This is a genomic window from Kitasatospora sp. NPDC057198 (assembly GCF_042670125.1).
Classification (GTDB): Bacteria; Actinomycetota; Actinomycetes; order Streptomycetales; family Streptomycetaceae; genus Kitasatospora.
The window spans coordinates 1-24077 of the sequence record NZ_JBHUWH010000073.1 but is presented as its reverse complement, the minus strand read 5'-3'; the positions used below and the strand labels follow the sequence as shown (position 1 = coordinate 24077).

Sequence of the window (24077 nt, the reverse complement as noted above, 5' to 3'; positions counted from 1 at the left end):
GACCGGCCCGTCCTCACCGGGCCCGGGTCAGGCGGTGTACGCCTCGACCACCTGCACGTCTTCCTCCGTGATCACGCCGTCCACGATGCGGAACGAGCGGAACTGGTAGGGGTCCGCCTCGTCGGTTCCCTCGGCGGTGGAGACCAGCACGTAGTGGGCGAACGGCTCGGAGGCGTAGCTCACGTCGGTGCGGGAGGGGTACGCCTCGGTGGCGGTGTGCGAGTGGTAGATCACCACCGGCTCCTCGTCGAGGTCGTCCATCTCCCGGTAGAGCTTGAGCAGGTCACCGGAGTCGAACTCGTAGAAGGTGGGCGAGCGGGCGGCGTTGAGCATCGGGACGAACCGCTCGGGGCGCCCGGTGCCGGCCGGTCCGGCGACCACGCCGCACGCCTCGTCCGGGTGGTCGGCGCGGGCGTGGGCGACGATCCGGTCGCGCAGTTCTCGGGTGATGGTCAGCATGCGGCCAGGATAGCGAGGCGTCAGCCGCCCTCCTCCGGGCGGAGTCCGGCGTCCAGCGCGGCCGGGTCGCGGCGGCGCAGCACCGCGTAGCCGGCCGTCAGGCACAGCGCCCAGACGGGGAAGACGTACAGCGAGATCCGGGTGTCGGGGTCGACGGCGATCAGGACGGCGACCAGGGCGAGGAAGGCCAGCGCGAGGGCGCGGCTCCAGTTGCCGCCGGGGGCGCGGAAGCTCGGGGCGGGCAGCCGCCCGGACGTCCAGGCGGCCCGGTAGCGGATCTGGCTGGCCAGGATGGCGCCCCAGGTCCACAGGCCGCAGACGGTGGCGACCGAGGTGATGTACTGGAAGGCCCGTTCCGGGACGCAGTAGTTGAGCACCACGCCGGCGCCCATCAGCAGGCAGGAGACGGTGATCGCGGCGGCGGGGGTGCGGCGGGCGTTGAGCCCGGTGAGCCGCCCGGGGGCCTGCCCGCGCAGGGCCAGGTCGCGCAGCATCCGGCCGGTGGAGTACATCCCGGAGTTGCAGGAGGAGAGCGCGGCGGTGAGCACCACGAAGTTGACGATCCCGGCCGCCGCCGGGATGCCGATCCTGCCGAAGGCGGCGACGAACGGGCTGACGCCGGGCCGGAACTCGCTCCACGGCACCAGCGAGAGGATGACCAGCAGCGCGCCGACGTAGAACAGCGCGATCCGCAGCGGCAGCGTGTTGATGGCCCGCGGCAGGGTCTTCTCCGGGTCCTCGCTCTCCCCCGCGGTGACGCCGACCAGTTCCACGCCCACGTAGGCGAACATGACGATCTGCAGGGTCATCACGGTGGCGCCGACGCCCTCCGGGAAGAAGCCGCCGTCCTGCCACAGGTTGGCGACCGAGGCGGTGTCCCCGGCGTCCGAGAAGCCGAGGGTGAGCACGCCGACGCCGATCAGGATCATCCCGAGGATGGCGGTCACCTTGACCATGGAGAACCAGAACTCGATCTCGCCGAACACCTTCACCGAGATCAGGTTGGCCGCGTACAGCAGCAGCAGGAAGACCAGCGCGGTGGTCCACTGCGGGATGCCGGGCGCCCAGAAGCGGACGTAGACGGCGGCGGCGGTGGTCTCGGCCATGCCGGTGACCACCCAGAACAGCCAGTACGTCCAGCCGGTGGCGAACCCGGCGAACGGGCCGAGGAACTCCCGGGCGTACTCGGCGAAACTGCCGGACACCGGGCGGTAGGTGAGCAGTTCGCCGAGCGCCCGCATGATCACGAAGATCACCACGCCGGCCACCGCGTAGCTGAGCAGCAGACTGGGTCCGGCCTTGGAGATGGCGGTGCCGGCGCCGAGGAACAGGCCGGTGCCGATCGCGCCGCCGATCGCGATCATCTGGATCTGCCGGCTGCCCAGCCCCCGCTGGTAGCCCTCCTCGTCCGGCACCGGCCCGGTCGCCCCGGCCGTCCCGTCCGTCACCTGCTGCGCCATCCGCCCGCCTCGCCTCCCGGTCCCCGCCGGCCGGGCGGCCGACGGGCCCCGTCTTCCCGGGGAGGCAGCAGTGAACCACGCGAAAGCCCCGGCGGCGCCCGGAAGCGGGCGGTGCCGGATCAATCAGACAATAGGAAGGAAACGGGCGCGGCCCTCGTCGACCCGCCGCCGACCCGCCGTCAGCCCGTCAGCCCGTCATCGCGTCCAGCAGGCTCTCCTGCAGCCCGCCCAGCCACAGGTAGGCGATCACCAGCGGCTTGCGCGGATCGGAGTCCGGCAGCCGGTACAGCTCGTCCGCGTCCTCCTCGGAGACCTCCAGCCGGACGGCCAGGGTCAGCCGCAGGTCGTTCATGGCGCCCAGCCAGCGCTGGAAGTCGTCCGGCCCGACCTCCAGTTCGCCGCCCGCGCCGCCCAGCCCGTCCAGCGCCCGGACCACCGCCAGCGCGTCCTCGCGCTTGCGGGCCCGCAGGTCGAGCTCGGTGTAGCGGCGGAACTCGGCGGCCATCTCGGCGGTCCGCGGGTCCTCGGGCGCCCCCGGGCCGCCGTACGCGTCGGGGAACAGCCGCAGCAGCGCCGGGTCGCCCGGGGCCCGGCTCGGGCCCTCGGCGAACAGCGCGGCCAGCGGGTCGTCGCTCTCCCCGCCGGGCGGCGGCCCGATCAGCTCCAGCATCTGGACTTCCAGTGAGCGCAGGATGGACGCCTCGAACTCGTCCAGCTCGATCGCCGCACCGCCGTGGCCCGTGCTCTCGAAAAAACTGGCCATGTGTGTGGAATCAGTCCCTCGTGGATGGTGGGTGACGGTCGGTCAGTCGTGCTGCAGGGTGGCCCACAGGCCGTAGCCGTGCATCGCCTGCACGTCGCGCTCCATCTCCTCGCGGGTGCCGCTGGAGACCACCGCCCGCCCCTTGTGGTGCACGTCCATCATGAGCTTGCGGGCCTTGTCCTTCGGATAGCCGAAGTAGCTCTGGAACACGTACTGGACGTAGCTCATCAGGTTGACCGGGTCGTTGTGGACGATGGTCACCCACGGCGTGTCCGGCTCCGTGACCGGAACCCCCTCCACCTCCGGGCGCTCGATCTCCACCGGCGCGACACTCACAGTCCGTCTCTCCTCGTCGACCTCGGCTTCCCCCCGTCCCATGCTTCCATCCGAGGGACGCGGGAGCGAATCAGGGTGCCCCCGCGCGGTCCGACACGAGCCCGCCGCGAGAGAAATCGTCAAACTGACGCTAAGTGGTAGTAGCATCATCCCCATGGACGCCACCACCGCGCACCGCAGCTCCGCGCTGCTCACCGACCGCTACGAACTGACCATGCTGCAGGCCGCGCTGCGCAGCGGCGCCGCCCACCGCCGCTCGGTCTTCGAGGTCTTCACCCGCCGCCTGCCCGACGGCCGCCGCTACGGCGTGCTGGCCGGCACCGGCCGGGTGCTGGACGCCATCGAGGACTTCCGCTTCACCGTGCCGCAACTCGACTGGCTGGCCGACCAGCGGGTGGTCGACGAGGAGACCCTGCGCTTCCTCGCCGACTACCGCTTCACCGGCAGCGTGCACGGCTACCCCGAGGGCGAGGCGTACTTCCCCGGCTCGCCGCTGCTCACCGTCGAGGGCAGCTTCGCCGAGGCGGTGATCCTGGAGACGGTCATCCTGTCGATCCTCAACCACGACTCGGCGATCGCCGCCGCCGCCTCCCGGATGACCGCCGCCGCGGGCGGCCGCCCGGTGATCGAGATGGGCGCCCGGCGGGCCCACGAGCGCTCCGCGGTGGCCGCCGCCCGGGCCGCCTACCTGGCCGGCTTCGCCGCCACCTCCGACCTGGAGGCCGGCTTCACCTACGGCATCCCGACCACCGGCACCGCCGCGCACGCCTTCACCCTGCTGCACGACAGCGAGAAGGACGCCTTCACCGCGCAGATCGACTCGATGGGCCGCGACACCACCCTGCTGGTGGACACCTACGACCTCGGCGAGGCGGTCCGCACCGCCGTCGAGGTGGCCGGACCGCAACTGGGCGCCGTCCGGATCGACTCCGGCGACCTCACCCTGCTCGCCCACCGGGTGCGCCGCCAGCTCGACGAACTCGGCGCCACCGACACGAAGATCATCGTCACCTCCGACCTGGACGAGTACGCCATCGCCGCGCTGGCCGCCGCCCCGGTCGACGGCTACGGCGTCGGCACCAGCCTGGTCACCGGCAGCGGCCACCCCACCTGCGCGATGGTCTACAAGCTGGTCGCCCGCGAGTCGGTGCCCGGCGGCGAGCTGGTGCCGGTCGCCAAGCGCTCGGCCGGCGGCAAGAGCAGCGTCGGCGGCCGCAAGTGGGCCGCCCGCCGCCCCGACCGGGACGGCGTCGCCGAGGCCGAGGTGGTCGGCACCGGCCCCGTCCCCGCCGAACTGGAGCCGCACCTGCTGCACGTCCCGCTGATCACCGGCGGCGAGGTGGTCGGCCGCGAACCGCTGGCGGCCGCCCGCGAGCGCCACCTCCGGGCCCGCGCCGCCCTGCCGCTGTCGGCCACCCAGCTCTCCCGCGGCGAACCGGTGATCGCCACCGAGCGGCACGCCGGCTGACCCCGGCCCCCGGGCCCCGCCCGGCTTTGCCCGCCGGTACTTCCGCCCCCGCCCCGGCACTGCCTAGAGTGCCAACCGCCGTACCGTCCGCTCCCGCTCCCCTCCGGAGCACCGGCCAACGGGCCGACGGACCGACGGACCGACACGCAAACGAGCCAACGAGCCAACGAGCCAACGAGAGAAGAGAAGAGCCAGCCATGCACCGGGCCCTGATCGTCGTCGACGTGCAGAACGACTTCTGCGAGGGCGGCAGCCTGCCCGTCGCCGGCGGGGCCGAGGTCGCGGCCGCGATCACCGACCTGATCGCCGAATCCGCCCCCGGCTACGCCCACATCGTCGCCACCCGCGACCACCACATCGACCCCGGCCCGCACTTCGCCGCCGAACCCGACTACGTCCGCTCCTGGCCCGCGCACTGCGTGGCCGGCACCGAGGGCGTGGGCTTCCACCCCAACTTCGCCCCCTCGGTGACCTCCGGCGCGGTCGAGGCGGTCTTCTCCAAGGGCGCGCACGCCGCCGCCTACAGCGGCTTCGAGGGCTTCGACGAGCACGGCGGCACCCTCACCGACTGGCTGAACGAGCGCGGCGTCACCGACGTCGACGTGGTCGGCATCGCCACCGACCACTGCGTCCGCGCCACCGCCCTGGACGCCGCCCGCGAGGGCTTCGCCACCCGCGTCCTGCTCGACCTGACGGCCGGCGTCGCCCCCGCCACCACCGCCACCGCGCTGGACGAACTGCGCGCCGCGGGCGTCGAACTGACCGGCACCCCGGTCGTCCGCGGCTGACCGGCCGGCGCCCCTCCGGCGGGCTCCCGCCGGTTCAGCGCTCGGTGACCAGCAGCTCCACCACGTCCTCCCCGCCGAGCCGGTACGCCTCGGCCAGCTCGCCGCCGACCGCGTCCCGCTCGGCGGCGAGCCGGGAGGAGCCGACGTACAGCACCCGCACGCCCAGGTACTCCATCCGGTGCTGGCCGCCGCGCACCCAGGCCGACTCGCCCTCGCTGACGCAGCGCAGCTCGGAGTCGACCTCCACCGCCACCGCCGCCTCGGGCCAGTACAGGTCCGGCACCGCGACGTAGGTGCCGCCGCGCATCCGCAGCTCGGGGCCGGTCAGCGGCAGCGGCAGGCCGATCTCCACCACCAGCTCCAGCAGCTCGCCGAACGCGGCCTCCCGGCGCGCCGCCAGCAGCTCGTCCACCGCCGCCCGCACCCGGGGCAGCTCCAGCAGGCCCGCCTCGGCCAGCTCGGCCAGCAGCTCGGACGCCGCGCAGCCGCCGCCCCGCCCGGTGAGCGCCTCGCGCAGCAGCGCCCGCAGCAGGCCCGGCCCGACCCGGCCCGCCTCGAGGGCACCCTGCTCGTCCCACTCGCGGACCGCGTCCGCCACCGCCCGGGCCACCGGGGCGACCGCCAGCCCGTGCACCGACCGGGCCTCCAGCTCCCGCCCGGTGCGCCGGATCCGCACCTGCCCGGCGTCCCGCAGCCGGCGCTGCCGGGGCACCAGCACCTCCACCCCGAACACGGCCGGCAGCCGCGGCACCGACACGAACCCGTACAGCGCCAGCGCCGCCGTGCCGGTGATCACCGCGCCCTCCCGGGCCCCGCCCCCGGCCGGACCGTTCTGCGCCGCGTACAGCAGCGCGGCCCACATCCGCTGCTCGGGCGTCGGCTCGCCCTCCTGCAGCAGGTAGACCCGCGGCAGCAGCCGCTGCCACGGCCCCCCGCTGCGGCAGTGCTCGCTCACCATGCGGGCGGGCACGCCGCGGGCGCGGAGCTGACTGGCCGTCACCACGTTCTGCTGGCGCCGGGCGAGTTCTTCGAGGGACGCGGGCTGCGGCGGAATCCGGTAGTTCATGACGTCCACGTTCCCCCGCGCTTGTGACACTCGACGCCCGACCTGACGACCTGTTACGCAACCGTCGTCAAACCGGGACTGCCCCGCACTAAAGTCCCCATACCCTCACCCATTCGGCGGATCGGGTGTTCACTCCGTTGCCGTAATAGATCGGACTTGTTTTCTACTATCCGATTTTCATCGGATCGACACAGCATTGCGATCCCCCTGGATCCGCGGTCCCGACCTGCGCGATCTGACCCGAAGTGATCGCCGCCCCACCCACCGTGACACCCCCCGGCACCGGCCACCACCGCGAATTGCCTACCATCGGGCACATGCCCCGCGACGAGACATCAGCCCAGCGCGCCGCCCGACTACGCCTCGGCCGCCTGCCCGGCTACGTCCGCCAACCGGATCCCGCCAGACGCGGCGGGGAGGACGGACGTACGTACAAGAAGGGCTGGGAAGTGCGTTTCACGGCCCGCAGCGAGGCCGAGATAACCGAGATCCGCGAACTCGTGGCCGCCGCCGGGTTCGCCCCCGCCCGGCCCTTCTTCAAGGGCCACCAGCTCATCCAGCCGGTCTACGGGATCGCCGCGGTGCAGGCGTACCTGGCCGCCCGGGAGAGCCTGGAGGCCGCCGAGACCGCCGCCCGCCGAGGCACCGCCGGCATCCCCGAGCAGACCCGTCGCGAGCCCGACAGCGTGGCAGCCGCGGCGCGCGCCGCCGAACAGGCCGCCGCCCTCGCCGCCGAACAGGCCGCGACCCGGGCGGGCGGCGCGGCCCGGAGCCCGGCGACCCCGACGCCCCGGGAGGCCCCGGCAGGCCCGGAGGCTCCGGCGGCGGGGGCGACCCGGACGGCACCGGCGGTTCGGACGACGCCGACGGTTCGGACGGCTCGGACGGCGCACGAGCGCTGAACGGCCGGCCGGCACGGGGCCCGGTGCGGGACCGGTACGCAGCCCGGTGCGGGGCCGGTGCGGGGCCGGTGCGGAGCCCAGTGCGGGGCCGGCACGGGGCCGGTGCGGAGCCCAGTGCGGGGCCGGCACGGGGCCGGTGCGGAGCCCGGCACGGCGCAGCCCCGAGGGCCCCGGGCACCCGGGGCCGCACGGGCCCGAAACGGGCTCCCGGGTCGGACGACGCCGGCAGCCGGACGACTCGGGCGGCACACGAGCGCTGAACGGCCGGCCGGTCGGCACGCGACGGCGAACACGGCCACGGACCGGCGCCCGGCGCGGAGCCCCGTACGGCGCAGTCCCGAGGGCACCGGGGCGCCGAGGACCCCGAAGGCGCTGAAGGCTCCCCCCGGCGCCCCGGGAGCCCCGCGCGCCCCAGGAGTCGCACGGGCCCGCCAACGGGGGCGGTAGGCCCGTTCGCGGCCTTCCTGACGGCACGTCAGCTCCCGTCGCCGCGGACGGCTCCCCCGACCGGGGCGTGATCGGCGCGCACTGCCCCGGCACGCGGCCCCGGCGCACGGCCGGGAGCACCCCCGGGCCGGGGCCCGCCAGGCAGCCGCCGCACCGCCGCCGTCCGCCCGCCACCACCGCAGACCACCACCGCCGCCACCGCGGGCCACGGCCGCCGCGGTGACACCCAGCGCGGGGCGCACGGCGCGGGGCGCACGGCGGCGCTCCGTGCGCCGACGGGCGGCGGGGATTCCCGCCCCCGGGGCGGTGCCGCCGTGCGGGTGGTGGCGGCCGAGCGGGTCGCGGCCGGGGCGGTCCGGCCGGTCCGGTGTGTGATGGTGGTCATGCCCGCGGCCCCGGATTCGCCCGTGGAGGCGAATCCCGTCACCGTTCCGGCGTTCACCCGCAGGAATGACGGCGGCCCGCCGGCCCTTCGCGGCCGACCTCGGCGCGCCACCCCTGACCAGGCACGATGCCCCCGCGGCCGGATCCGGTGGGCGGCATTTGCTGACGCGTCGTCACACAACGGCCCGAATCAGGTCCAGCTCCGGGCATCTCAGCAGACTTGTCACCCACAGCACCCGCCCGAGGGCCTAGAGTGAGCGCTGACGCCCCCCGTCCGGACCCAGATCGAGAGGCAGCTGAGGTGACCGACCGTCATGTCCCGGCCGCAGACTCGGCATCCGCTGACCGGTCCGCCGAACTCCCGCACGTCTCGGTCGAGTTCGCCGCCTTCTGCGAGCTCCACGAGCCCAGGTACCGGAGCTACGCCCGGGTCTGGTTCCAGGAGCCGGCCGCCGCCCACCAGGTGGTCCGGACCGCCCTGCACGCGATCGCCTCGGTGTGGCCCACCGTCCTGGAGAGTCCGAATCCGGCCGCGGCCGCCTGGCAGATCCTCCGCGACACCGTCACCGAGCAGCACGCGACCGCCGGGGCCGAGGGCCTGCGGCCCGACGTGGACGGCGACGAGGACCTGGCGATCCTGCACTACGTGGTCGGCCTGGCCACCCCCGAGATCGCGGACGTGATGGGCGGCGACACCGCCAGCATCACCAGCCAGCTCCGCCAGACCCACCGCAGGCGCGGCACCGACTGGTGACCCCACCGGGGGGCGCGCGCCCGAGGCCGCACGCCCCCGGAACGCCTCGCCCTCCCGTCCCGCACCCCCGCGAGCGGAGCGCGACCGCCTGCGCCGCTCGCGCCGTCTCCCAGGCGCGGCCGACCGGTGATCAAGGTCACGCGCGGCGTACTACCCCCGCCCCCGGGGTCGGCGAAGGATGGGACCACCCCACGACCGTCCCGGCCCTCGAGGATGGAGAGCCCGCGATGCCCCACGACCACGCCGCGGCCATGTTCCACCACCAGGCGGACGCCTGCGCCGCCCTCGGTTCCCCGCTGTCCGCCGCACTGCTCCGCCGCGCCGCCGAGGACCTCGCCGCCGGCGGCCCGTGCGCGGCCGCGATCGCCGGCCACGAGGACGCCCCCGGCCCGGACGCCATCGCCCTGCGCCTGCTCGGCGCCGCCCACGCCCTGGTGCTGTCCGGCCTCGCCCCCGACCTCGCCGCCCACTACCCGAGCGCCGGCGGGCACTTCGACCCCGCCGACCCGGACGCCCCCTGGCCGGCCTTCCGCGCCGCCGTCGCCGCCCACCTGCCGTTCGTCCGCGAGTGGCTCACCCGCCCGCCGCAGACCAACGAGGTCGGCCGGGCCAACCTGCTGCTCACCGGCCTCGCCTGGGCCCAGCGGCAGCCGTCCGCCGGCTCCCCCCTCCCGGTGCGGCTGCGCGAACTCGGCTCCAGCGCGGGCCTCAACCTCCTCGCCGACCGGTTCCGCTGCACCGCACCGGACTTCTCGTACGGGCCGCCGGACTCCCCCGTCGTCCTGGCCGACGCCTGGCGGGGCGAACCGCCCGCCTGGCTGCGCGACGCCCCGCTCCAGCGGGTGACCGACCGGCGCGGCTGCGACCCCACCCCGATCGACCCGCGCTCCGCCGACGGCTCGCTGGCCCTGCGCTCCTACCTCTGGGCCGACCAACTCCCGCGCGTACGGCGGCTGGAGGGTGCGCTCGCCCTCGCCGCCGAGACGCCCGCCCCGGTCGAGGCCACCGGCGCGGCCGACTTCCTGCGCGGCGTCGAGACCGCCGCGGGCACCCTGACCGTGGTCTGGCACTCGGTCATGCGGCAGTACGTGCCCGCCGACGAGTGGCGCCGCACGGAGAACGAACTGGCGCGCCTCGCCGCCGCGTCCACCCCGTCCGCCCCCTTCCTGCACCTGGCCTTCGAGCCGCGCCGGGTCGGCGCCGGGCACCGCTTCCTGCTCACCGCCCGGCTCGGCACCGACCCCGAGGTCACGCTCGCCGAAGCCCGCCCGCACGGCCTGCCCGCCTGGACCCTGGAACCGAACGACCCCGCGCTCACCCTCTGAATCCCGTCAACTCACCTGGTACCGAAGGCCGGTGACGTCGTAGTGGTGGTGCACCGGGTCGTGGATCAGGTACCGGGCGAAGGACTCCACGGTGAACCGGGCACCGTCGCTGCGGTTCCCGGTGCGCCACCGGCCGGCCTCCGGCACCGCCTCAAAGGAACGCGCCAACTGCTCGGCCGCCTCCGCCAGTTCGACGGCCACCACCGCCGGATCCTGCTCCCGGTAGCGCTCCTCGACGGCGGTGGCGTCCTGGTCCCAGTTGGCGAACAGCGGGTCGTCCTCGGCCAGCATCAGCCGCAGCCGCACGTCGAACAGCCGGAACACGTCCCGGACGTGACAGGCGTACTCCAACGGCGACCACACCCCGGCCGCCGGACGCTCCGCCAACCCGGCCCTCTCTCCGCCGTCGGCGCCCAGCAGCGCGACCCAGGCCCCCGCGTTCGCCCGGATCATGCCCGGCACCGCCTCGAAGGCGACCGCCGGGGTGTCCAGACCGCAGTCGGCGCAGGGACGTTCGAGGACCCAGGTCCAGTCCTTGGTGTCAGGAGTGATCATGCGCCCAGCATCGCCGACCCACCACGCCCCCACCAGCGGCCCGACCGCCAGCCGCCATCAAGATCCCGCCACCCCCTCGGCCCGTCCCGCTCACCCCGCCAGCGCCGCGGCCAACCGCCCCGCCAACTCGTCCATCCGCTCCGCCGGCACCGCCCGCTCCCCCGCCCTCAACAGCCCGAACACCCCGGGCCCCCGCCACTCCACCGGCATCCCCTCCGCCCGCGGCACCACGTGGAAGTGCACGTGCGCGAACCCGGCCGCCTCCCCGAACTGCGCCACGTACGCCTTCCGGCACCCCGTCACCTCCCGCAGCGCCCGCGCCAACCGCACCTGCCACACCCCCAGCGAGGCCGCCTCCGCGTCGGTCAGCTCCGCCATCGACTCCAGGTGCCGCCGGGGCAGCAGCACCAACCACCCCGGCAACGCGCAATCCACCGCGTGCACCACCCGCCAGTACTCGTCCACCGCGATCCGCTCGTACGCCGGCAACCGCTCGAACTCGCCCTCCCGGGCACACGCGTAACACTCCCCACCCGTCACCCCCGCATCCTACGACCGCCTCAGCCCTGCCCCACCCCGTTCACCGCACACACCGAGGACGTCGGCACCAACCCCGGCAACAACGCGTCCAGCAACCGCGAACACACCTCCCGCTGCTCCTCGTTCTGCACCCCCTCGGCCACCGCCACCCCCGGCACCCCCACCACACCCGCCACCACCACGACCAACCCCGCCACCGCACACTTCCACCGCACCACAGCACCCACCTCCGGGTATCCGACGACCACACTCCCGCCATCTCCTACCCCACCACCCCCGCCCCGCCCGAACACCCTCCCCCATCCGTGGGCGTGTCCCCACCTCCCCCAGACACACCGAACGGCCCCCCGCGAAGCAACCGGACCCCGTCCAGCCACCCCCCGAAGGGCCGCCCACACACGCCGGGAACCCTCCCGGCCCCCCATCAACTCTGATACGGATTCCCCCCGGCCGGCGGCTGCGCCGGATACCCCGGCTGCCCACCCGGCTGCGGCGGCGCCTGCGGATACCCGTACCCCACCGGCTGCTGCTGCCCACCCTGCTGGTAGCCATACCCCGGCCCACCAGGACCACCAGGCGCCCCCGGCCCACCGGGACCACCCGGGCCACCGGGGCCGCCACCACCGTTGCCGTTCTTGGAACGGCGCACCAGGACGATGATCACCACGACCACGATCACGGCGAGAACACCGCCACCGATCGCGATCAGCATCCCGCTGTTACTCTTCTTCGCCGCGTCACCACTCGCCTGCGGCGCGGTCGAATCACCGCCCGCCGAAGGCGACTTCGCCCCACCTGAGGACGGCTTCGACGCACCCGCGGACGGCGAGGCCGCCGGACCGTCGATGTTGCTCCAGTCCGGCTCCGCCCGCTTCAACAGCGGATTCTCCTTCGGACCGTTGTCCACCGCAGGGTTCTCAGCCAGGGCCCCCAACGGGGAAACGATGCCGTAGCCGTATTTGTCGTTCGGGAACGAGCCCTGACCCGGCTGGTGGTAGGCACTGCTGGTCATTCGGTTGATGACCTGACCTGCCGAGAGGTTCGGGTACTTCGAGCGCACGAGCGCGGCAACTGCCGAGACAAAAGCCGTCGAATCGGAGGTTCCGGAAGGGGTACTATACCCCCCATTGAGACCAGCATGGTGAATTTGATCAGCCGGGGCGGCAAGCGTAATCTGCAGGCCCGTATTTGATTTCGGCCAAATTTCGCCGCTCTCCATTACCCCTGAAACTGCCACTACGCCAGGATACCCCGCAGGATAGGAGACCAAAGAAATTCCGCTGTTTCCCGATCCAGCAACAAGAACAACGTCCTTCTGGATCGCGTAATTGATCGCTTCCCTATACTCCCCCTGAAAGGACTTCGTTTCCGCAAAAGACATATTGATTACTTTCGCGCCATTGTCAACCGCATATCGGATCGCCAAGGCATCCTTATGGAAATCCGCCTCACCCTCCACCTTGGAACCCAAGGAATCATTGTCATCCATCTTTATCGGGAGGATTTTTGCCTTGGGTGCAAGTCCCATCACGCCCGCGCCATCACCGTGACCATGCGCAGCGATGTTAGAAGCCATACCTGTTCCATGGCCATCATGGTCGGTTCGCCCATCGCCGCCCGAACCACTCAAGTCAAGACCAGGGAGGACCTGCCCAGACAAGTCTGGATGGCTGGCATCGACACCGGAGTCAATGACTGCGACGATCACCCCCTCCCCCTGGCTGATGGGCCAGACCTTGGTGGCTACGCTGTAGTTCTTCAACACCCACTGCTGATCGCGGTCCTGGTCCGCAGCAGCAGGCCCTGCACTCACGCCCCACAGCAGGGCTCCAGCAGCAAGCGCGGCCAGACCGCGCGCGAATCGGCTGGTCGTCAAGCCTCATCCCCCCTCGTCGAGCGGCCGCCCCGCAGACCCTCGGATCTGCAGGGCGGCCAGATCATGTCCGACTGATCTACTACCCGAACGTCATTCCACGACGTTCGGATTGGCCCTCTCACCAAAGGCCCAGGTCTCCTCGTCCTCCACCAGGTAATCCGGTCGGTCCGACGTACCCTTTTTCGCACGCTTGCCGCCCTGGCCGTGCCCGGCCGCACCGCCTGCACCGGCACCACCGGCCGCGATCTGCCCGAAATGGCTCCGACCGATAACCGAACTCCCCTGGGAGAACGCCCGCCCATCGGCACCGCCCTGCGCGGCCTCACCGACGACACCGCCGGCCTTCCCGGTCAGGCCACTGCCAGTACGGCCTTTAAGGCCACCACCACCGCTCAGGCCGCTGAAACCGAACGTCCAGCTTTCGCAACGTCGTTATCGCTGAACTCGGCCCGACTACCACCAAGACCGGCACCACCAGCCAGAGTTCCCCCCAGTCGGTGACCTGCCACAGACGAATCCGCGTCAGGCCACCGACCAAAACTCTCAGCCGGTTCAGCCCTGATAGGGATTCCCCCCGGCCGGCGGCTGCGCCGGATACCCCGGCTGCCCACCCGGCTGCGGCGAAGCCTGCGGATACCCGTACCCCACCGACTGCTGCTGCCCACCCTGCTGGTAGCCATACCCCGGCCCACCAGGACCACCCGGCACCCCCGGCCCACCGGGACCACCCGGACCACCGGAACCGCCACCACCGTTACCGTTCTTGGAACGGCGCACCAGGACGATGATCACCACAACCACGATCACGGCGAGAACACCGCCACCGATCGCGATCAGCATCCCGCTGTTACTCTTCTTCGCCGCGTCACCACTCGCCTGCGGCGCGGCCGAATCACCGCCCGCCGAAGGCGACTTCGCCCCACCTGAGGACGGCTTCGACGCACCCGCGGACGGCGAGGCCGCCGGACCGTCGATGTTGCTCCAGTCCGGCTCCGCCCGCTTCAACAGCGGATTCTCCTTCGGGCCGCTGTCCACCGCAGGGTTCTCTGCCAACGCACCCGACGGAGAAACGATGCCGTAACCGTACTTGTCATTCGGGAACGATCCCTTGCCATCCGGCTGGAAGGCACTCTTGGTCATCCGGTTGATGACCTGACCCGCCGATAGATTCGGATACTTCGAGCGAATGAGTGCGGCAGTCGCAGATACAAATGCCGCAGAATCCGACGTTCCACTGGCAGTCCTGTAGGAACTCCCTGACCCCGCATTGTGGATTCCTTCAGCCGGAGCAGCCAAAGTCACCTGCGGGCCAGTGGTGGAGTTCGACCAAATTTCGCCAGAAACATTCACACCCGATGCCACCACAACACCCGGAAAGCCGGCAGGATACTCAACCGGGGCGCCTGCTTCGTTTCCAGCCGCCGCCACCAGAACAACGTCCTTCTGGATCGCATAGTTAATCGCATCCCGGAAGCTCTTGTCCCCTTGGCCGCCACCGTAGAACGACATGTTGATAACTTTGGCACCATGATCTACCGCAAATCTCACACCTTTGCCAAAGTCGGCACCTTCGCTCATCTTTGCGCCATCTATAGTGAATTTAAACTTAATCGGAAGAATCTTCACCTTTGGCGCCAAGCCAATTACGCCAGCATTATCGCCATGGCCATGCGCGGCAATATCGGAGGCCATTCCAGTGCCATGACCGTTAGTATCGGTTCGTCCATCCCCATTTGCATCGTCAAGGTCAAGACCCGGAAGAACCTGTCCGGTCAAATCAGGGTGGTTAGCGTCAACACCACTGTCGATGACCGCGACAATTACACCTTCGCCCTGAGTAATGGGCCAGACCTTCTCGGCCATGCCGTACTTGTCCAACACCCACTGCTGCTTGCGGTCTTCATCCGCTGCAGCAGGCCCGGCACTCACGCCCCACAACAGGGCTCCGGCAGCAAGCGCGGCCAGACCGCGCGCGGATCGGCTGGTCGTCAAGCCTCGTCACCCCTCGTTGAGCGGCCGCCCCGCAGACCCTCGGATCTGCAGGGCGGCCAGGTCATGTCCGACTGTTCTACTGACCGAACGTCATTCCACGACGTTCGGGTTGGCCCTCTCACCGGAGGCCCAGGTCTCCTCGTCCTCCACCAGGTAATCCGGTCGGTCCGACGTGCCCTTCTTGGCACGCTTGCTGCCCTGGCCGTGACCGGCCATGCCAGCACCGTGCCCGGCCGCACCACCCTGGCCGGTGGCCCCGGCCTGACCGGCGCCACCGGCCGCACCCTGGCCGAAACGGCTCCGGCCGATACCGGAACCACCCTGGGAGAACGCCCGCCCACCGGCACCGCCCTGCGCGGCCTCACCGACGACACCGCCGGCCTTGCCGGTCAGACCACTGCCGGTACGCCCCTTGAGGCCGCCGCCACCGGCACCACCGGCGCCAGCACCACCGCCGAGACCGCCACCGCCCATGCCGCCGGCACGGGCACCAGCGCCACCGGCACCACCAGCTGCGGTACCGCCCGTACCAGCGCCGCCACCACCCAGGCCACTGGAACCGAACGTCCCGGCCTTCGCAACGCTGTTGCCGCTGAACCCGGCCCGGCTACCACCAAGACCGGTACCACCAGCCAGAGTTCCTCCGCCCTGACCCAGCGGCCCGCCAGCGGTGCCTCCACCGCTCAGGCCGCCCCCGCCGCTACCGGCCGGGCCGTGCACCCCACTCGGGCCGCCAACCGTCGCAGTGCCGCCACGAGCGCCGCCTTGGGTGCCGCCCTGAATTCCGTCGATGCCTGTGCCAGGCCCCTTCGGCTGGGCAACGGGGTTGGCCGTTCCGCCGGAGATACCCGCATCGGTCGGACGGACCACGGTCGGCTGGATCTTGGGGGCCTGCGGCGTCCGACTGGTTGACGTGCTCTTGAGTGAGGTTTGCGAACCAGAGGAACCAGTCGTTCGGCTGCTTCCCTGAAAGGATCCCGCACTGATACCGGCAATCGCCGCAATGAATCCCGCAGCACCATCACTCGGCGGCGTCAGTTGCTTCGCCGAATTCGGGTCTTCACCGATGTCGAGCCCGCCAGACGCCTTCCGCAGGGACGTACTGGCGACGTTGTACTTGACCGCCAGTATTTGCATCACCCTCACTGCCTCTTGCTTGCGCGATTCGGTGATGCTGCTCTGAGTGTCCGCGTTGTCGATTCCGACCGATTCCTTGGCGACATCACTGACGCCGTCACCAACCTTGTCCCAGAATCCTGGCTCCTCAGGCATGGCAGACTTGGCCTGGTCAATCGAAGCCGAGAGTTCTTGGAGCACAGTGGCGGCGTAGTGCGTGCTTTCAGCCAGCACACCAACGTTCTCCGCCAATTCAGTCATGTGTTGATGGAAAGCATCGCTGGTATTTCCCTGCCACGTACTGGTGGCGTCACTGGTAGCAGTCTTCAGTGCCGTCTGAATCCGGGTCAACGTCTCATTGGCCCGCCGCCAAGGGTCGGCAGCAGCCATGACCGAACCGGAGTCAAGCGCATGCACCATGGAAATCAATTCGGCGTGGCTATGGGCGGAGAAGTCGGTTGTTGGGTTGTCACCGCCGCCGTTCTGGTCCATCATCCTCACCGCGCAGTCCCCCGTTCTTCGTCCGTTCCCTCGGTCTTCCTTGCCATCACCACTGCTGCCTCGCCGCATTCGTCGACTGGCCCTGCGGTGCGGGGGCAGACGTCTGCTGTGCGTTCAACTCAGCCTGACTCCAGGTAGTGGCCCACCCGTCCTGGGCCACCGTCATACGCTTGCTGGTGTCCTGCTCGTGTTCCTCGTAGTTCGATGCAGTGTGATCAGCGTTCTGCTGCGCCACATCAATGGTCTCCTGGATCCGGGACAGGAGACCGCTTAGGTGTATGCGCACTTGGTTGTATGACATGTTCAGCTGCTGCGCCTCGTCGAAGCTCCCGAAGGCTCCCGACCCGACCCCGCTCGGACCGAACACCGCGGACTTGCCCGCACCGCCCTCGAACTCGCTCAGCAGCCCCCGCACCTGGGCCGCGAACGCCCGCAGGTTGTCGACCTCGACCTGGAAGCCGTTGCCGCTCGTAGTCATGTGTCTCGTACCTCCCCCGTACCTGCTGCCCCACGCGACTGCCCGCTCGACCGTCCGGGGCCTGAAAGAAAGTTGGCTCCAATCTCTATGTCTAACACATACAACGGGCTGTCAACACGCCCCCTGGTGGGTGCGGGTGGGATCAGGGGGTGGAGGAGGCGGCGGCGAGGGCCTGTCGGCAGAGGGAGTCGGCCTGGCGGGTGGTTTCGGGGAGGCGGTAGGAGGGGGTGAGGGCGAGGGTGACGGCGGTGGCTTCGTCGAGGCCGATGCGGTGGCCGACGGAGAGGAAGACGGGCTTGACGCCCTGGCGGGTGCGCAGGGCGCGGCCGACGGGGTCGGGGCCGTCGAGGAGGGGGGTCCAGGCGCCGCGGTGGTCGGCGGGGGGCTGGTGGGTGAAGGTGAAGGGGTTCTTGGCGATGCCGAGGGTGGGGAGGCCGGTGTGGACGCCGAGGTGGCTGGCGAGGCCGAGGCGGCGGGGGTGGGCGAGGCCGTAGCCGTCGCAGACGACGAGGTCGGGGGTGCGGGTGAGGCGGGCGAGGGCGTCGAGGACGGCGGGGAGTTCGCGGAAGGCGAGGAGGCCGGGGAGGTAGGGGAAGGCGACCCGGCCGACGGCGGTGGCCTGTTCGACGACGTCGAGGGTGGCGTAGTCGAGGAGGACGGCCGCAGCGGCGACGACGTCGCGTTCGTCGTCGTAGGCGACGTCGACGCCGGCGATCAACGTGCCGGGGCGGCGCGAGGGTTCGGGGCCCTCGGGGACGACCAGGGGGCGCAGGCGTTCCTGCTCGGCGCGGGCGGCCTCGGCCGTGGTGGGCCAGTCGGCAGGGACGGTCATGGCGGCTCCCGGTGGTGGTCGGGGACGGGGCGGTGCTCCGGGCGGGGGCGCGGTGGCCCGTAGGCACGTTAGCGGGCGCACCGGGGTGGTGGGTGCGGCCGCGCGGCTGCCGGGAAGTGAGCCCGTGCGCCCCCCGTGCCCCGGAGTAGGTCAACTCCCTGCGGTTAGGCTGTACTTACCGCATCGCCCCGCACCGCCCCGCCTGCTCCCCCGTTCCGTCCGCGCGAAGGGTCGACCGCCATGCCGCGCCCCGCAGTTCCGTCCCGTGCCGTCGCCGCGTCCCGGGCTTCCGCGCTGGTGTCCGGAAGTCGTTTCAGTGCCGTGCAGTTGGGTGTCGGCACGCTGGTCGCGGTGGTCGCCGCGGTGGCGCTGCTGGCCGTGTCCGGGGAGTCGGGGGTGTGGCGGATCTCGGTGCTGGTCGCCTTCGCCGTCGCGCTCGGGACGCTGTCCGCGGTGCTGCTGTCGCCCGCCGCCGCTCGTCGCCGCCCGCCGCAGACGGCCGCGGTGCCGCCCGTCCGACCCTCCGAACTCTCCGAGCCGTCCGACCCCTCCGGTCAGCCCGAGCAGCCCGAGCAGCCCCAGCAGTCCGCCGCCCGGCAGCCGGTGTACGCGCACCAGTCGCGCTGACCTGACGCCGACGCGAAGACTCCCGGGCCCGCGGCAGGTCAACGGCTGCCGCGCGCCCGGGGCCCAGGAGAACGCCCAGCAGAACGCCGGAGGGGCGGGTCAGACGGTCGAGACCACCACGGTCTTGGCCGCCTTGTCGTGGACGCACTGGCGGTAGGGCTTGTCGAAGACGCCGAACAGGCCGTCGACGACCCACCAGAGGCCGCCGCAGCAGATCAGCGCCGGGACGATGAAGACGGCGGCCCGGGTCCAGGCGGCGGCGGGGGTGGGGGAGGTGCCGTCGGCGAGCATGGCGACCCGGACCTTCGTCAGCTTCTTGCCGAGGGTCTGGCCGTCCCGGCTGAGCATCAGGCCCTCGTACACCAGGTAGAGCACGCCGCTGAGCCAGAACGAGCCGACCCAGCCGCTCTGTTCGTCGAAGTGCATGAACGGGATCAGCACCACGATGGCGATCACCTGCACCATGACGTAGTCGGCCAGCCGGGCGAGGATGCGCGCGCCCCAGCCGCCCAGTGCGGGCATCCCCGGGACGGGGCCCGGCCCGGGGCCGGAGCCGGGGGCGCCGTAGGGCGAGCCGTACGGGTCGCCGGGGCCACCAGGGCCGCCGGAGCCGCCGGAGCCGCCGGGCGGGGGGACGTAGCCGGGGGGACGGCTGTCGTACGGGGAGTCCGGGCCGGCCGGCGCACCGTACTGGCCGCCGTAGCCGGGCGGGGTGTCGTAGGGGCTGCCCGACGACGGGGGGTGCTTGTCGAAGGAAGGCCGTCCGCCCTCCTCCGGCTCGGTTCCCGAGGGGTCGCTGGTACTCATGGCACGAGTAGAGCACCACAAATAGTACAAAGTTGGGATATTTAGTCGGTTTCCGCCCGTTTTGCCACCTGCCGGGGCAGGGCGGGCCGAACGGGCGTCAGCCCCGCTCCGCCCGCACCACCCGGGTCCGTGCCGCCCGGTCGTGCCAGCCGCGCCGGGCCGAACGGTCCAGCAGAGCGGCGACCGGGCCGAGCAGGACGAGGGTGCCCAGCCCGCGCACCAGCCAGCGCGCCAGCGACCGGCCGAATCCGGGGGCGCCCGTCCCGCCCGCGGCGACCACCCGGACCCGGGCGATCCGCTTGCCGAAGGTCTGGCCGGTCCGGGCGATCGGCAGCACCTGGTACAGCAGCCCGAACAGCAGCAGCACCCCGAGCAGCACGCCCACCCGGCCCAGCACCGTTCCGTCCAGCAGCCACACCTGGTGCTGACGTCCCGTCATGCTGGCGGCCAGCTCCGCCTGGTCGATCTTCTCCTGGACGTGCGCCCGCACCGTCCCGGCCAACGGCACCGCGACGGCCGCACCGACCACCGCCGTGACCGCCCCGTCCACCAGCCAGGCGAACGTCCGCGCGCCCACCCCGGCGGGCACCGCCACCGGGGCCGCCGGACGCCGCTTGCGGACGCCCGCGGCGGGGGACGGCGAGGCGGGGGACGGTGCGGCGGGACGACGGCCGGCGGGCTCGGCCGGGGGCTCCTCGGCACGGCGCGGCGGACGGACCCGCTCGCTGGTCACGTGCGCCGTCCGCGGCTCCCGCCCGGAGCGTCCGGGCCGCTCGGCCTCCGGCCCGGGAGCGCCGCCGGTCGACGACGTCCGCTCGTCCTCACTCGCAGCCCCGGGCTCGGGCTCGGCCCCGGGCTCGACGCCCCAGGACACCCAGCGTGGCGCGCCGCCGGTCTCCATCAGCCCGCGCTGCGCCTGCGGGTCGGCCCGCCACCCCGAACCGGAGTCGCCCGACCTCGGCTGCGGCAACGGCTCCTGGACCCGGGCCGACGCCTGGGCCGCAGCCGGCTCGGCGGACTCGGCCGGCTCGGCGGACTCGGCGGGCTCCGGCCGCGACGGCACCGGCTCGTACAGCGCCCCGGGCGAAGCCGTCAGCCCCACCGAGCCGTCCCCGTCCCTCCCCTCGCTCCCGCTTCCGTGCCAGGGCGTGCCGGCCAGGGGGCGCGCGGCCCGCGGCGCGGGCGCCCCGCCCGCCACGGGCTCCGGCTGCGGCTGCGGCACGGGTTCGGAAGCGGGACCGGGCAGCTCCAAGGGCCGGGGAACGGCCTCCACCTCACGAGGCTCACGGACCTCATGCGGCTCACGAACCTCGCGGGCCTCGCGCCCCTTCCGCGGTGCGACGACGGCCCCGGTCGGCAGGCCCGCCCCTCCCCCGCTGCCGAGGCGCAGCGCGGCGGCGGTGGCCCAGGATTCGGCCGCGACCGGCTGCAGCCCGTTCCCGGCGACCGCCCACGGGGTCACCTCGACGGGGCGCAGCGGCTCCATCTCGCTGCGGGGGCGCACCTCCAGCTCACCCGGCCCGGAACCGGGCTCAGGTTCAGGCCCGGGTTCGGGCCCGGGTTCGGGCTCGAATCCCGTCCCGGCCGCGCTCCCCGCCCCGGGGCCGGGTTCCGGGTGGAGCGGCATGGCGAAGACGGCCTGGGCGCCGGTCTCGTCGAAGTAGATCGGGCCGGTCTCGACGAGCGGCGCGGCCGGGTCCGCGGGGGCGGCGGGGACGAGGCCGGGCGGGAGGCTGTAGGGGGGTGCGGTGAGGTATCGGGCGACGAAGCGCGGCGGGTCGAGCGGTTCGCCGGGGGCGGGGGCGGGGCGGCTGGTGCCGGGGACCCAGGCGTGGCCGGCCCAGTAGCGGAGGAAGCCGGGCACCGAGGGGTCGGGGTAGTAGCCGGGGGCTCCGGCGTCCCCGGCCAGGGTCGCGCCGAGGGTCGAGCCTGTGGTGGGGGGCCGGTCCGTCATTGCGTCTTCCTTCGTACCGGCACCGCGGCGTGCGGGTGTGCGGACGTGCGTGGGGGAGCCGCGGGCGGAGAGTCGCCGGGCAGTCACAAAGGGTAGTACCTCGAACGACCTCGTCCCCCTGGTTCACCGGAACTCGTGAAACGAGTGGGAACACGTGGTACTGCGGGTGCGCCCGGGGCGGCGGGGGCCGTTCCGGGGCGGGTGGCACCGCGGTCGAGCGGCCGCGGCGTTCCGGTGGTGGCGGTGTTCCCGTCCGGAACAACCGGGTCGGGACGGAAAAGGTTCTGCGGGGCGCGGCCGGAAAAAGTTCCGGGGAACCCGTGGAACCCGTGTAAGAGTCCGCGCCGCCCGCGCTCTCTGCTGGTGCGGGGGTCGAACGACGGCCCCGCGAGGCGGAGAGGGTGAGGGCGATGGCCGGACAGTCGACCGGAGTGGTGGAGCAGGAGTTGGAGCTGAACCTGGTGCTGTCGCCGGAGCGCAGCGTCCCGGTGGCGGCACGGCTGTCGTACGGGAGCCACGACCCGTTCGCGGTGTACGTGACCTTCCACCTGGACAGCGGGACGCCGGTGACCTGGGTGTTCGCCCGGGAGCTGCTGGTGGAGGGGACGTTCCGGCCGTGCGGTCAGGGGGACGTGCGGATCTGGCCGACCCGGTCGGGGCGGCGCAGCGTGCTGTGCATGGCGCTGAGCTCGCCGGCGGGGGACGCGCTGCTGGAGGCGCCGCTGCCGACGGTGGCGGCCTGGCTGGAGCGGGCGCACCGGCTGGTGCCGCCGGGGGCGGAGCTGGAGGCGATGGACCTGGACGGGTCACTGGCGGAGCTGCTGGCGTGAGGGGGCGCGCACGGCCGCCCCGGGCGCGAGCACGAGTACGGGCGCGGGCGCTGTTCGGACCGACCCGTCCACCCGGCCGTCCACCGGAGCGTCCGCCCTCGGGACGCCCGGGACGAGCGGACCGGCCGGGAGCCCCGGGCCCAACCGGGACCACCCGGGAGCACCCGGAACCGCAGAGCGGCCGACCGGCCGAGCGGCCGACCGGGCTCAGCGGGCCGCGGGGGCCTTCTGGGCGCCGGTGCTGCCGAGCCCGTCCGGGTCGGTGCGCGGGGCGGGGACGCGCCCCAGCGGGGCGCCGGCCGCGAGCCGCCGGGAGCGGACCCGGAGCGCGGCGACGGCGAGGAAGCACAGGCCCGTCAGCGGGTAGACGCCCGCCGGGAACTGCTTGAGGATCGACAGGTGGAGGTCCAGGTCGCCCTTGTGCGGGACGGCCCACATCGCGAAGGACAGGAAGCCGGCCAGCGTCAGGCCGAAAATGGCCCGCCAGCGCAGGTGCCGGACGGCGGCGGGGCGGGAGCGCTCGTGCGCGGCCTCGGCGGCGAGCAGCACGAGCACCGGCACGCACCACACCCAGTGGTGGGTCCAGCTGATCGGGGAGACCAGGACGGCGGTGACCAGGGCGGTGCACACGCTCCAGGCGTCGGCGCGCGGCGACCAGCGGGCGCTGCGGTGCGCCCAGACGGCGACGGAGAGTCCGGCGGCGGCGACCAGGGCGCCGAGCAGGGTGGCGACGGTGCCGGGGTTCTCGATCTGCAGGTAGCGGGCGATCAGGCCGCGCAGTGACTGGTTGTCGACGATGACGGTGCTGCCGACCCGGCTGGAGTCGAACATGTACTTCGTCCAGAAGCCGCGGGTGGCGTCGGGGAGCACCAGCGCGCCGATCAGGAAGGTGCCGGCGAAGGCGGCGCCGGCCGTGAACGCGGCCCGGACCCGGCCGGTGATCAGCAGGTAGACGGCGAACAGGCCGGGGGTGAGCTTGATGCCGGCGGCGATGCCGATGGCGACGCCCTTGCTGCGGGCGGCGTCGGGGCGGGTGAGGTCCCAGAGGATCAGGCAGGCCAGCGCGAGGTTGATCTGGCCGTAGCGCAGGGTGGTGAAGACCGGCTCCAGCCAGACGCCCAGTCCGGTGACCAGCAGGACGCCGACCGGTCGCAGGTCGCGGCGCGGCCAGCCGACCAGTTTGAAGGACAGGTGGGCCAGGGTGGCGAGCAGCAGCAGGTTGCCGCCGGTGACGACGAGGCGCAGCAGCGGGACGCCGAGCCAGGTGGTCGGCACGAACAGCATCGCGGCGAACGGCGGGTAGGTCGCGGGCAGGTTCCACTGGGTGACCCGCAGCGCGTACAGGTCGTGGCCGTCGGCGACGGCGGCGCCCTCGGCCCGGTAGACCATCATGTCGACCATCGAGGTGTGGACGAAGTGCCGGACCACGGCGTAGCCGAGCAGCGAGAGCAGCGAGAGCGCGGCGGCGGCCAGCAGCGGGCGCCGGGGGGCGGCGCGCAGGGCCGCGGCGACGGCGGCGGCCTGGCGGGCCGGAGCGGTCAGGACGCGCTGCCAGGCCGGGGCGGACGGCTGGGCGGGGCCGCCCGCGGGCGTGCTCCGATCCGTTTGCACCGTGCTCACTGTGTTGCTCCGTCCGCCGTCGACCTGTGCTGGGCCAGCAGCCGACACTACCCGAAGGGTCGGCGGGCGCCACCGGTCGCGGCCGCCCCGGGCTCCCCACCTGGGGCCGCCGTCCGGCCCCAGGGGAGAGCCGCCGGACCGTCGCGCCCCGCCCCGGGCGACCCCGGGAAACCGGCCCCCCCCCCGGAACCGCGCGG

The 24077-nt window shown here is 72.7% G+C and carries 23 protein-coding genes; 7 read left to right on the top strand and 16 right to left on the bottom strand.

Annotation, left to right across the window (positions count from 1 at the left end; translation table 11 throughout):
• Positions 1 to 27: 27 nt before the first annotated feature.
• The 4 genes from ACFUEL_RS11985 to clpS form a co-directional block, all read right to left on the bottom strand.
• Positions 28 to 459, bottom strand: coding sequence for a Mov34/MPN/PAD-1 family protein (locus ACFUEL_RS11985; protein WP_380235994.1), 432 nt, complete (start codon positions 457 to 459; stop codon positions 28 to 30).
• Positions 460 to 479: 20 nt separating this feature from the next.
• Positions 480 to 1919, bottom strand: a complete 1440-nt coding sequence (locus ACFUEL_RS11980; RefSeq protein ID WP_380235993.1) for an amino acid permease — start codon at positions 1917 to 1919, stop codon at positions 480 to 482.
• Between the two features lie 187 nt (positions 1920 to 2106).
• Positions 2107 to 2682: a DUF2017 domain-containing protein gene (locus ACFUEL_RS11975; RefSeq protein WP_380235992.1), complete on the bottom strand. Its 576-nt coding sequence runs from the start codon at positions 2680 to 2682 to the stop codon at positions 2107 to 2109.
• A gap of 42 nt (positions 2683 to 2724) precedes the next feature.
• On the bottom strand, positions 2725 to 3060 hold the full coding sequence (clpS, locus tag ACFUEL_RS11970; RefSeq protein ID WP_380235991.1) for an ATP-dependent Clp protease adapter ClpS: 336 nt from the start codon (positions 3058 to 3060) through the stop codon (positions 2725 to 2727).
• A 112-nt stretch (positions 3061 to 3172) separates the two neighbouring features.
• Here clpS and ACFUEL_RS11965 point away from each other — a divergent pair, with 112 nt between their 5' ends.
• Positions 3173 to 4486 carry a nicotinate phosphoribosyltransferase gene (locus ACFUEL_RS11965; RefSeq protein ID WP_380235989.1) on the top strand — a complete coding sequence of 438 codons (1314 nt, stop codon included), beginning with the start codon at positions 3173 to 3175 and terminating at the stop codon, positions 4484 to 4486.
• Between the two features lie 197 nt (positions 4487 to 4683).
• Complete coding sequence (locus tag ACFUEL_RS11960) at positions 4684 to 5274, top strand: isochorismatase family protein (protein ID WP_380235988.1); 591 nt, start codon at positions 4684 to 4686, stop codon at positions 5272 to 5274.
• Positions 5275 to 5308: 34 nt separating this feature from the next.
• Here the strand turns inward: ACFUEL_RS11960 and ACFUEL_RS11955 are convergent, their stop codons facing one another.
• Positions 5309 to 6340, bottom strand: coding sequence for a type IV toxin-antitoxin system AbiEi family antitoxin domain-containing protein (locus ACFUEL_RS11955; protein WP_380235987.1), 1032 nt, complete (start codon positions 6338 to 6340; stop codon positions 5309 to 5311).
• A 317-nt stretch (positions 6341 to 6657) separates the two neighbouring features.
• Between ACFUEL_RS11955 and ACFUEL_RS11950 the strand changes: the two genes are divergently transcribed.
• The 3 genes from ACFUEL_RS11950 (at position 6658) to ACFUEL_RS11940 (ending at position 10152) form a co-directional block, all read left to right on the top strand.
• Positions 6658 to 7242: a hypothetical protein gene (locus ACFUEL_RS11950; protein ID WP_380235986.1), complete on the top strand. Its 585-nt coding sequence runs from the start codon at positions 6658 to 6660 to the stop codon at positions 7240 to 7242.
• 1132 nt (positions 7243 to 8374) lie between these two features.
• Positions 8375 to 8827 (top strand): hypothetical protein, encoded by a 453-nt coding sequence (locus ACFUEL_RS11945; RefSeq protein ID WP_380235985.1) that lies wholly within the window; start codon positions 8375 to 8377, stop codon positions 8825 to 8827.
• A 227-nt stretch (positions 8828 to 9054) separates the two neighbouring features.
• Positions 9055 to 10152 carry a DUF2332 domain-containing protein gene (locus ACFUEL_RS11940; RefSeq protein ID WP_380235984.1) on the top strand — a complete coding sequence of 366 codons (1098 nt, stop codon included), beginning with the start codon at positions 9055 to 9057 and terminating at the stop codon, positions 10150 to 10152.
• Positions 10153 to 10158: 6 nt separating this feature from the next.
• On the opposite strand, the gene ACFUEL_RS11935 is transcribed toward ACFUEL_RS11940, so the two are convergent.
• From ACFUEL_RS11935 to ACFUEL_RS11900, 8 genes are all read right to left on the bottom strand, one after another.
• Entirely contained in the window at positions 10159 to 10707 is a 549-nt protein-coding gene (locus ACFUEL_RS11935; protein WP_380235983.1) for a DinB family protein, read from the bottom strand.
• A gap of 90 nt (positions 10708 to 10797) precedes the next feature.
• Entirely contained in the window at positions 10798 to 11247 is a 450-nt protein-coding gene (locus ACFUEL_RS11930; RefSeq protein WP_380235981.1) for an HIT family protein, read from the bottom strand.
• A gap of 20 nt (positions 11248 to 11267) precedes the next feature.
• A complete protein-coding gene (locus tag ACFUEL_RS11925) occupies positions 11268 to 11444 on the bottom strand; it encodes a hypothetical protein (RefSeq protein WP_380235980.1) in 177 nt (58 codons plus the stop codon).
• Between the two features lie 227 nt (positions 11445 to 11671).
• Positions 11672 to 13123 (bottom strand): type VII secretion-associated serine protease mycosin, encoded by a 1452-nt coding sequence (gene mycP, locus ACFUEL_RS11920; protein ID WP_380235979.1) that lies wholly within the window; start codon positions 13121 to 13123, stop codon positions 11672 to 11674.
• Between the two features lie 552 nt (positions 13124 to 13675).
• Positions 13676 to 15115: a S8 family serine peptidase gene (locus tag ACFUEL_RS11915; protein WP_380235978.1), complete on the bottom strand. Its 1440-nt coding sequence runs from the start codon at positions 15113 to 15115 to the stop codon at positions 13676 to 13678.
• A gap of 90 nt (positions 15116 to 15205) precedes the next feature.
• Positions 15206 to 16723, bottom strand: coding sequence for a WXG100 family type VII secretion target (locus ACFUEL_RS11910; protein ID WP_380235977.1), 1518 nt, complete (start codon positions 16721 to 16723; stop codon positions 15206 to 15208).
• 55 nt (positions 16724 to 16778) lie between these two features.
• Positions 16779 to 17210: a hypothetical protein gene (locus ACFUEL_RS11905; RefSeq protein WP_380235976.1), complete on the bottom strand. Its 432-nt coding sequence runs from the start codon at positions 17208 to 17210 to the stop codon at positions 16779 to 16781.
• Between the two features lie 142 nt (positions 17211 to 17352).
• Complete coding sequence (locus ACFUEL_RS11900; protein WP_380235975.1) at positions 17353 to 18042, bottom strand: endonuclease V; 690 nt, start codon at positions 18040 to 18042, stop codon at positions 17353 to 17355.
• 321 nt (positions 18043 to 18363) lie between these two features.
• Between ACFUEL_RS11900 and ACFUEL_RS11895 the strand changes: the two genes are divergently transcribed.
• Entirely contained in the window at positions 18364 to 18669 is a 306-nt protein-coding gene (locus tag ACFUEL_RS11895) for a hypothetical protein (protein ID WP_380235974.1), read from the top strand.
• Between the two features lie 99 nt (positions 18670 to 18768).
• On the opposite strand, the gene ACFUEL_RS11890 is transcribed toward ACFUEL_RS11895, so the two are convergent.
• Positions 18769 to 19476, bottom strand: coding sequence for an RDD family protein (locus tag ACFUEL_RS11890; RefSeq protein ID WP_380235973.1), 708 nt, complete (start codon positions 19474 to 19476; stop codon positions 18769 to 18771).
• Positions 19477 to 19573: 97 nt separating this feature from the next.
• Positions 19574 to 21430 (bottom strand): RDD family protein, encoded by a 1857-nt coding sequence (locus ACFUEL_RS11885; RefSeq protein WP_380235972.1) that lies wholly within the window; start codon positions 21428 to 21430, stop codon positions 19574 to 19576.
• A gap of 410 nt (positions 21431 to 21840) precedes the next feature.
• On the opposite strand from ACFUEL_RS11885, the gene ACFUEL_RS11880 reads away from it, so the two are divergent.
• The gene (locus tag ACFUEL_RS11880; protein WP_014135973.1) at positions 21841 to 22260 is read left to right on the top strand and encodes an SsgA family sporulation/cell division regulator; all 420 of its coding nucleotides are present in this window, start codon (positions 21841 to 21843) and stop codon (positions 22258 to 22260) included.
• Positions 22261 to 22467: 207 nt separating this feature from the next.
• On the opposite strand, the gene ACFUEL_RS11875 is transcribed toward ACFUEL_RS11880, so the two are convergent.
• A complete protein-coding gene (locus tag ACFUEL_RS11875; RefSeq protein ID WP_380235971.1) occupies positions 22468 to 23880 on the bottom strand; it encodes a glycosyltransferase 87 family protein in 1413 nt (470 codons plus the stop codon).
• Positions 23881 to 24077: the final 197 nt, after the last annotated feature.

Bases quoted from the DNA above. Each gene is read 5' to 3' on its own strand.
- ACFUEL_RS11985 (WP_380235994.1), bottom strand. From the start codon at position 459: ATGCTGACCATCACCCGAGAACTGCGCGACCGGATCGTCGCCCACGCC.
- ACFUEL_RS11980 (WP_380235993.1), bottom strand. From the start codon at position 1,919: ATGGCGCAGCAGGTGACGGACGGGACGGCCGGGGCGACCGGGCCGGTG.
- ACFUEL_RS11975 (WP_380235992.1), bottom strand. From the start codon at position 2,682: ATGGCCAGTTTTTTCGAGAGCACGGGCCACGGCGGTGCGGCGATCGAG.
- clpS (WP_380235991.1), bottom strand. From the start codon at position 3,060: ATGGGACGGGGGGAAGCCGAGGTCGACGAGGAGAGACGGACTGTGAGT.
- ACFUEL_RS11965 (WP_380235989.1), top strand. From the start codon at position 3,173: ATGGACGCCACCACCGCGCACCGCAGCTCCGCGCTGCTCACCGACCGC.
- ACFUEL_RS11960 (WP_380235988.1), top strand. From the start codon at position 4,684: ATGCACCGGGCCCTGATCGTCGTCGACGTGCAGAACGACTTCTGCGAG.
- ACFUEL_RS11955 (WP_380235987.1), bottom strand. From the start codon at position 6,340: ATGAACTACCGGATTCCGCCGCAGCCCGCGTCCCTCGAAGAACTCGCC.
- ACFUEL_RS11950 (WP_380235986.1), top strand. From the start codon at position 6,658: ATGCCCCGCGACGAGACATCAGCCCAGCGCGCCGCCCGACTACGCCTC.
- ACFUEL_RS11940 (WP_380235984.1), top strand. From the start codon at position 9,055: ATGCCCCACGACCACGCCGCGGCCATGTTCCACCACCAGGCGGACGCC.
- ACFUEL_RS11935 (WP_380235983.1), bottom strand. From the start codon at position 10,707: ATGATCACTCCTGACACCAAGGACTGGACCTGGGTCCTCGAACGTCCC.
- ACFUEL_RS11910 (WP_380235977.1), bottom strand. From the start codon at position 16,723: ATGGACCAGAACGGCGGCGGTGACAACCCAACAACCGACTTCTCCGCC.
- ACFUEL_RS11905 (WP_380235976.1), bottom strand. From the start codon at position 17,210: ATGACTACGAGCGGCAACGGCTTCCAGGTCGAGGTCGACAACCTGCGG.
- ACFUEL_RS11900 (WP_380235975.1), bottom strand. From the start codon at position 18,042: ATGACCGTCCCTGCCGACTGGCCCACCACGGCCGAGGCCGCCCGCGCC.
- ACFUEL_RS11890 (WP_380235973.1), bottom strand. From the start codon at position 19,476: ATGAGTACCAGCGACCCCTCGGGAACCGAGCCGGAGGAGGGCGGACGG.
- ACFUEL_RS11885 (WP_380235972.1), bottom strand. From the start codon at position 21,430: ATGACGGACCGGCCCCCCACCACAGGCTCGACCCTCGGCGCGACCCTG.
- ACFUEL_RS11880 (WP_014135973.1), top strand. From the start codon at position 21,841: ATGGCCGGACAGTCGACCGGAGTGGTGGAGCAGGAGTTGGAGCTGAAC.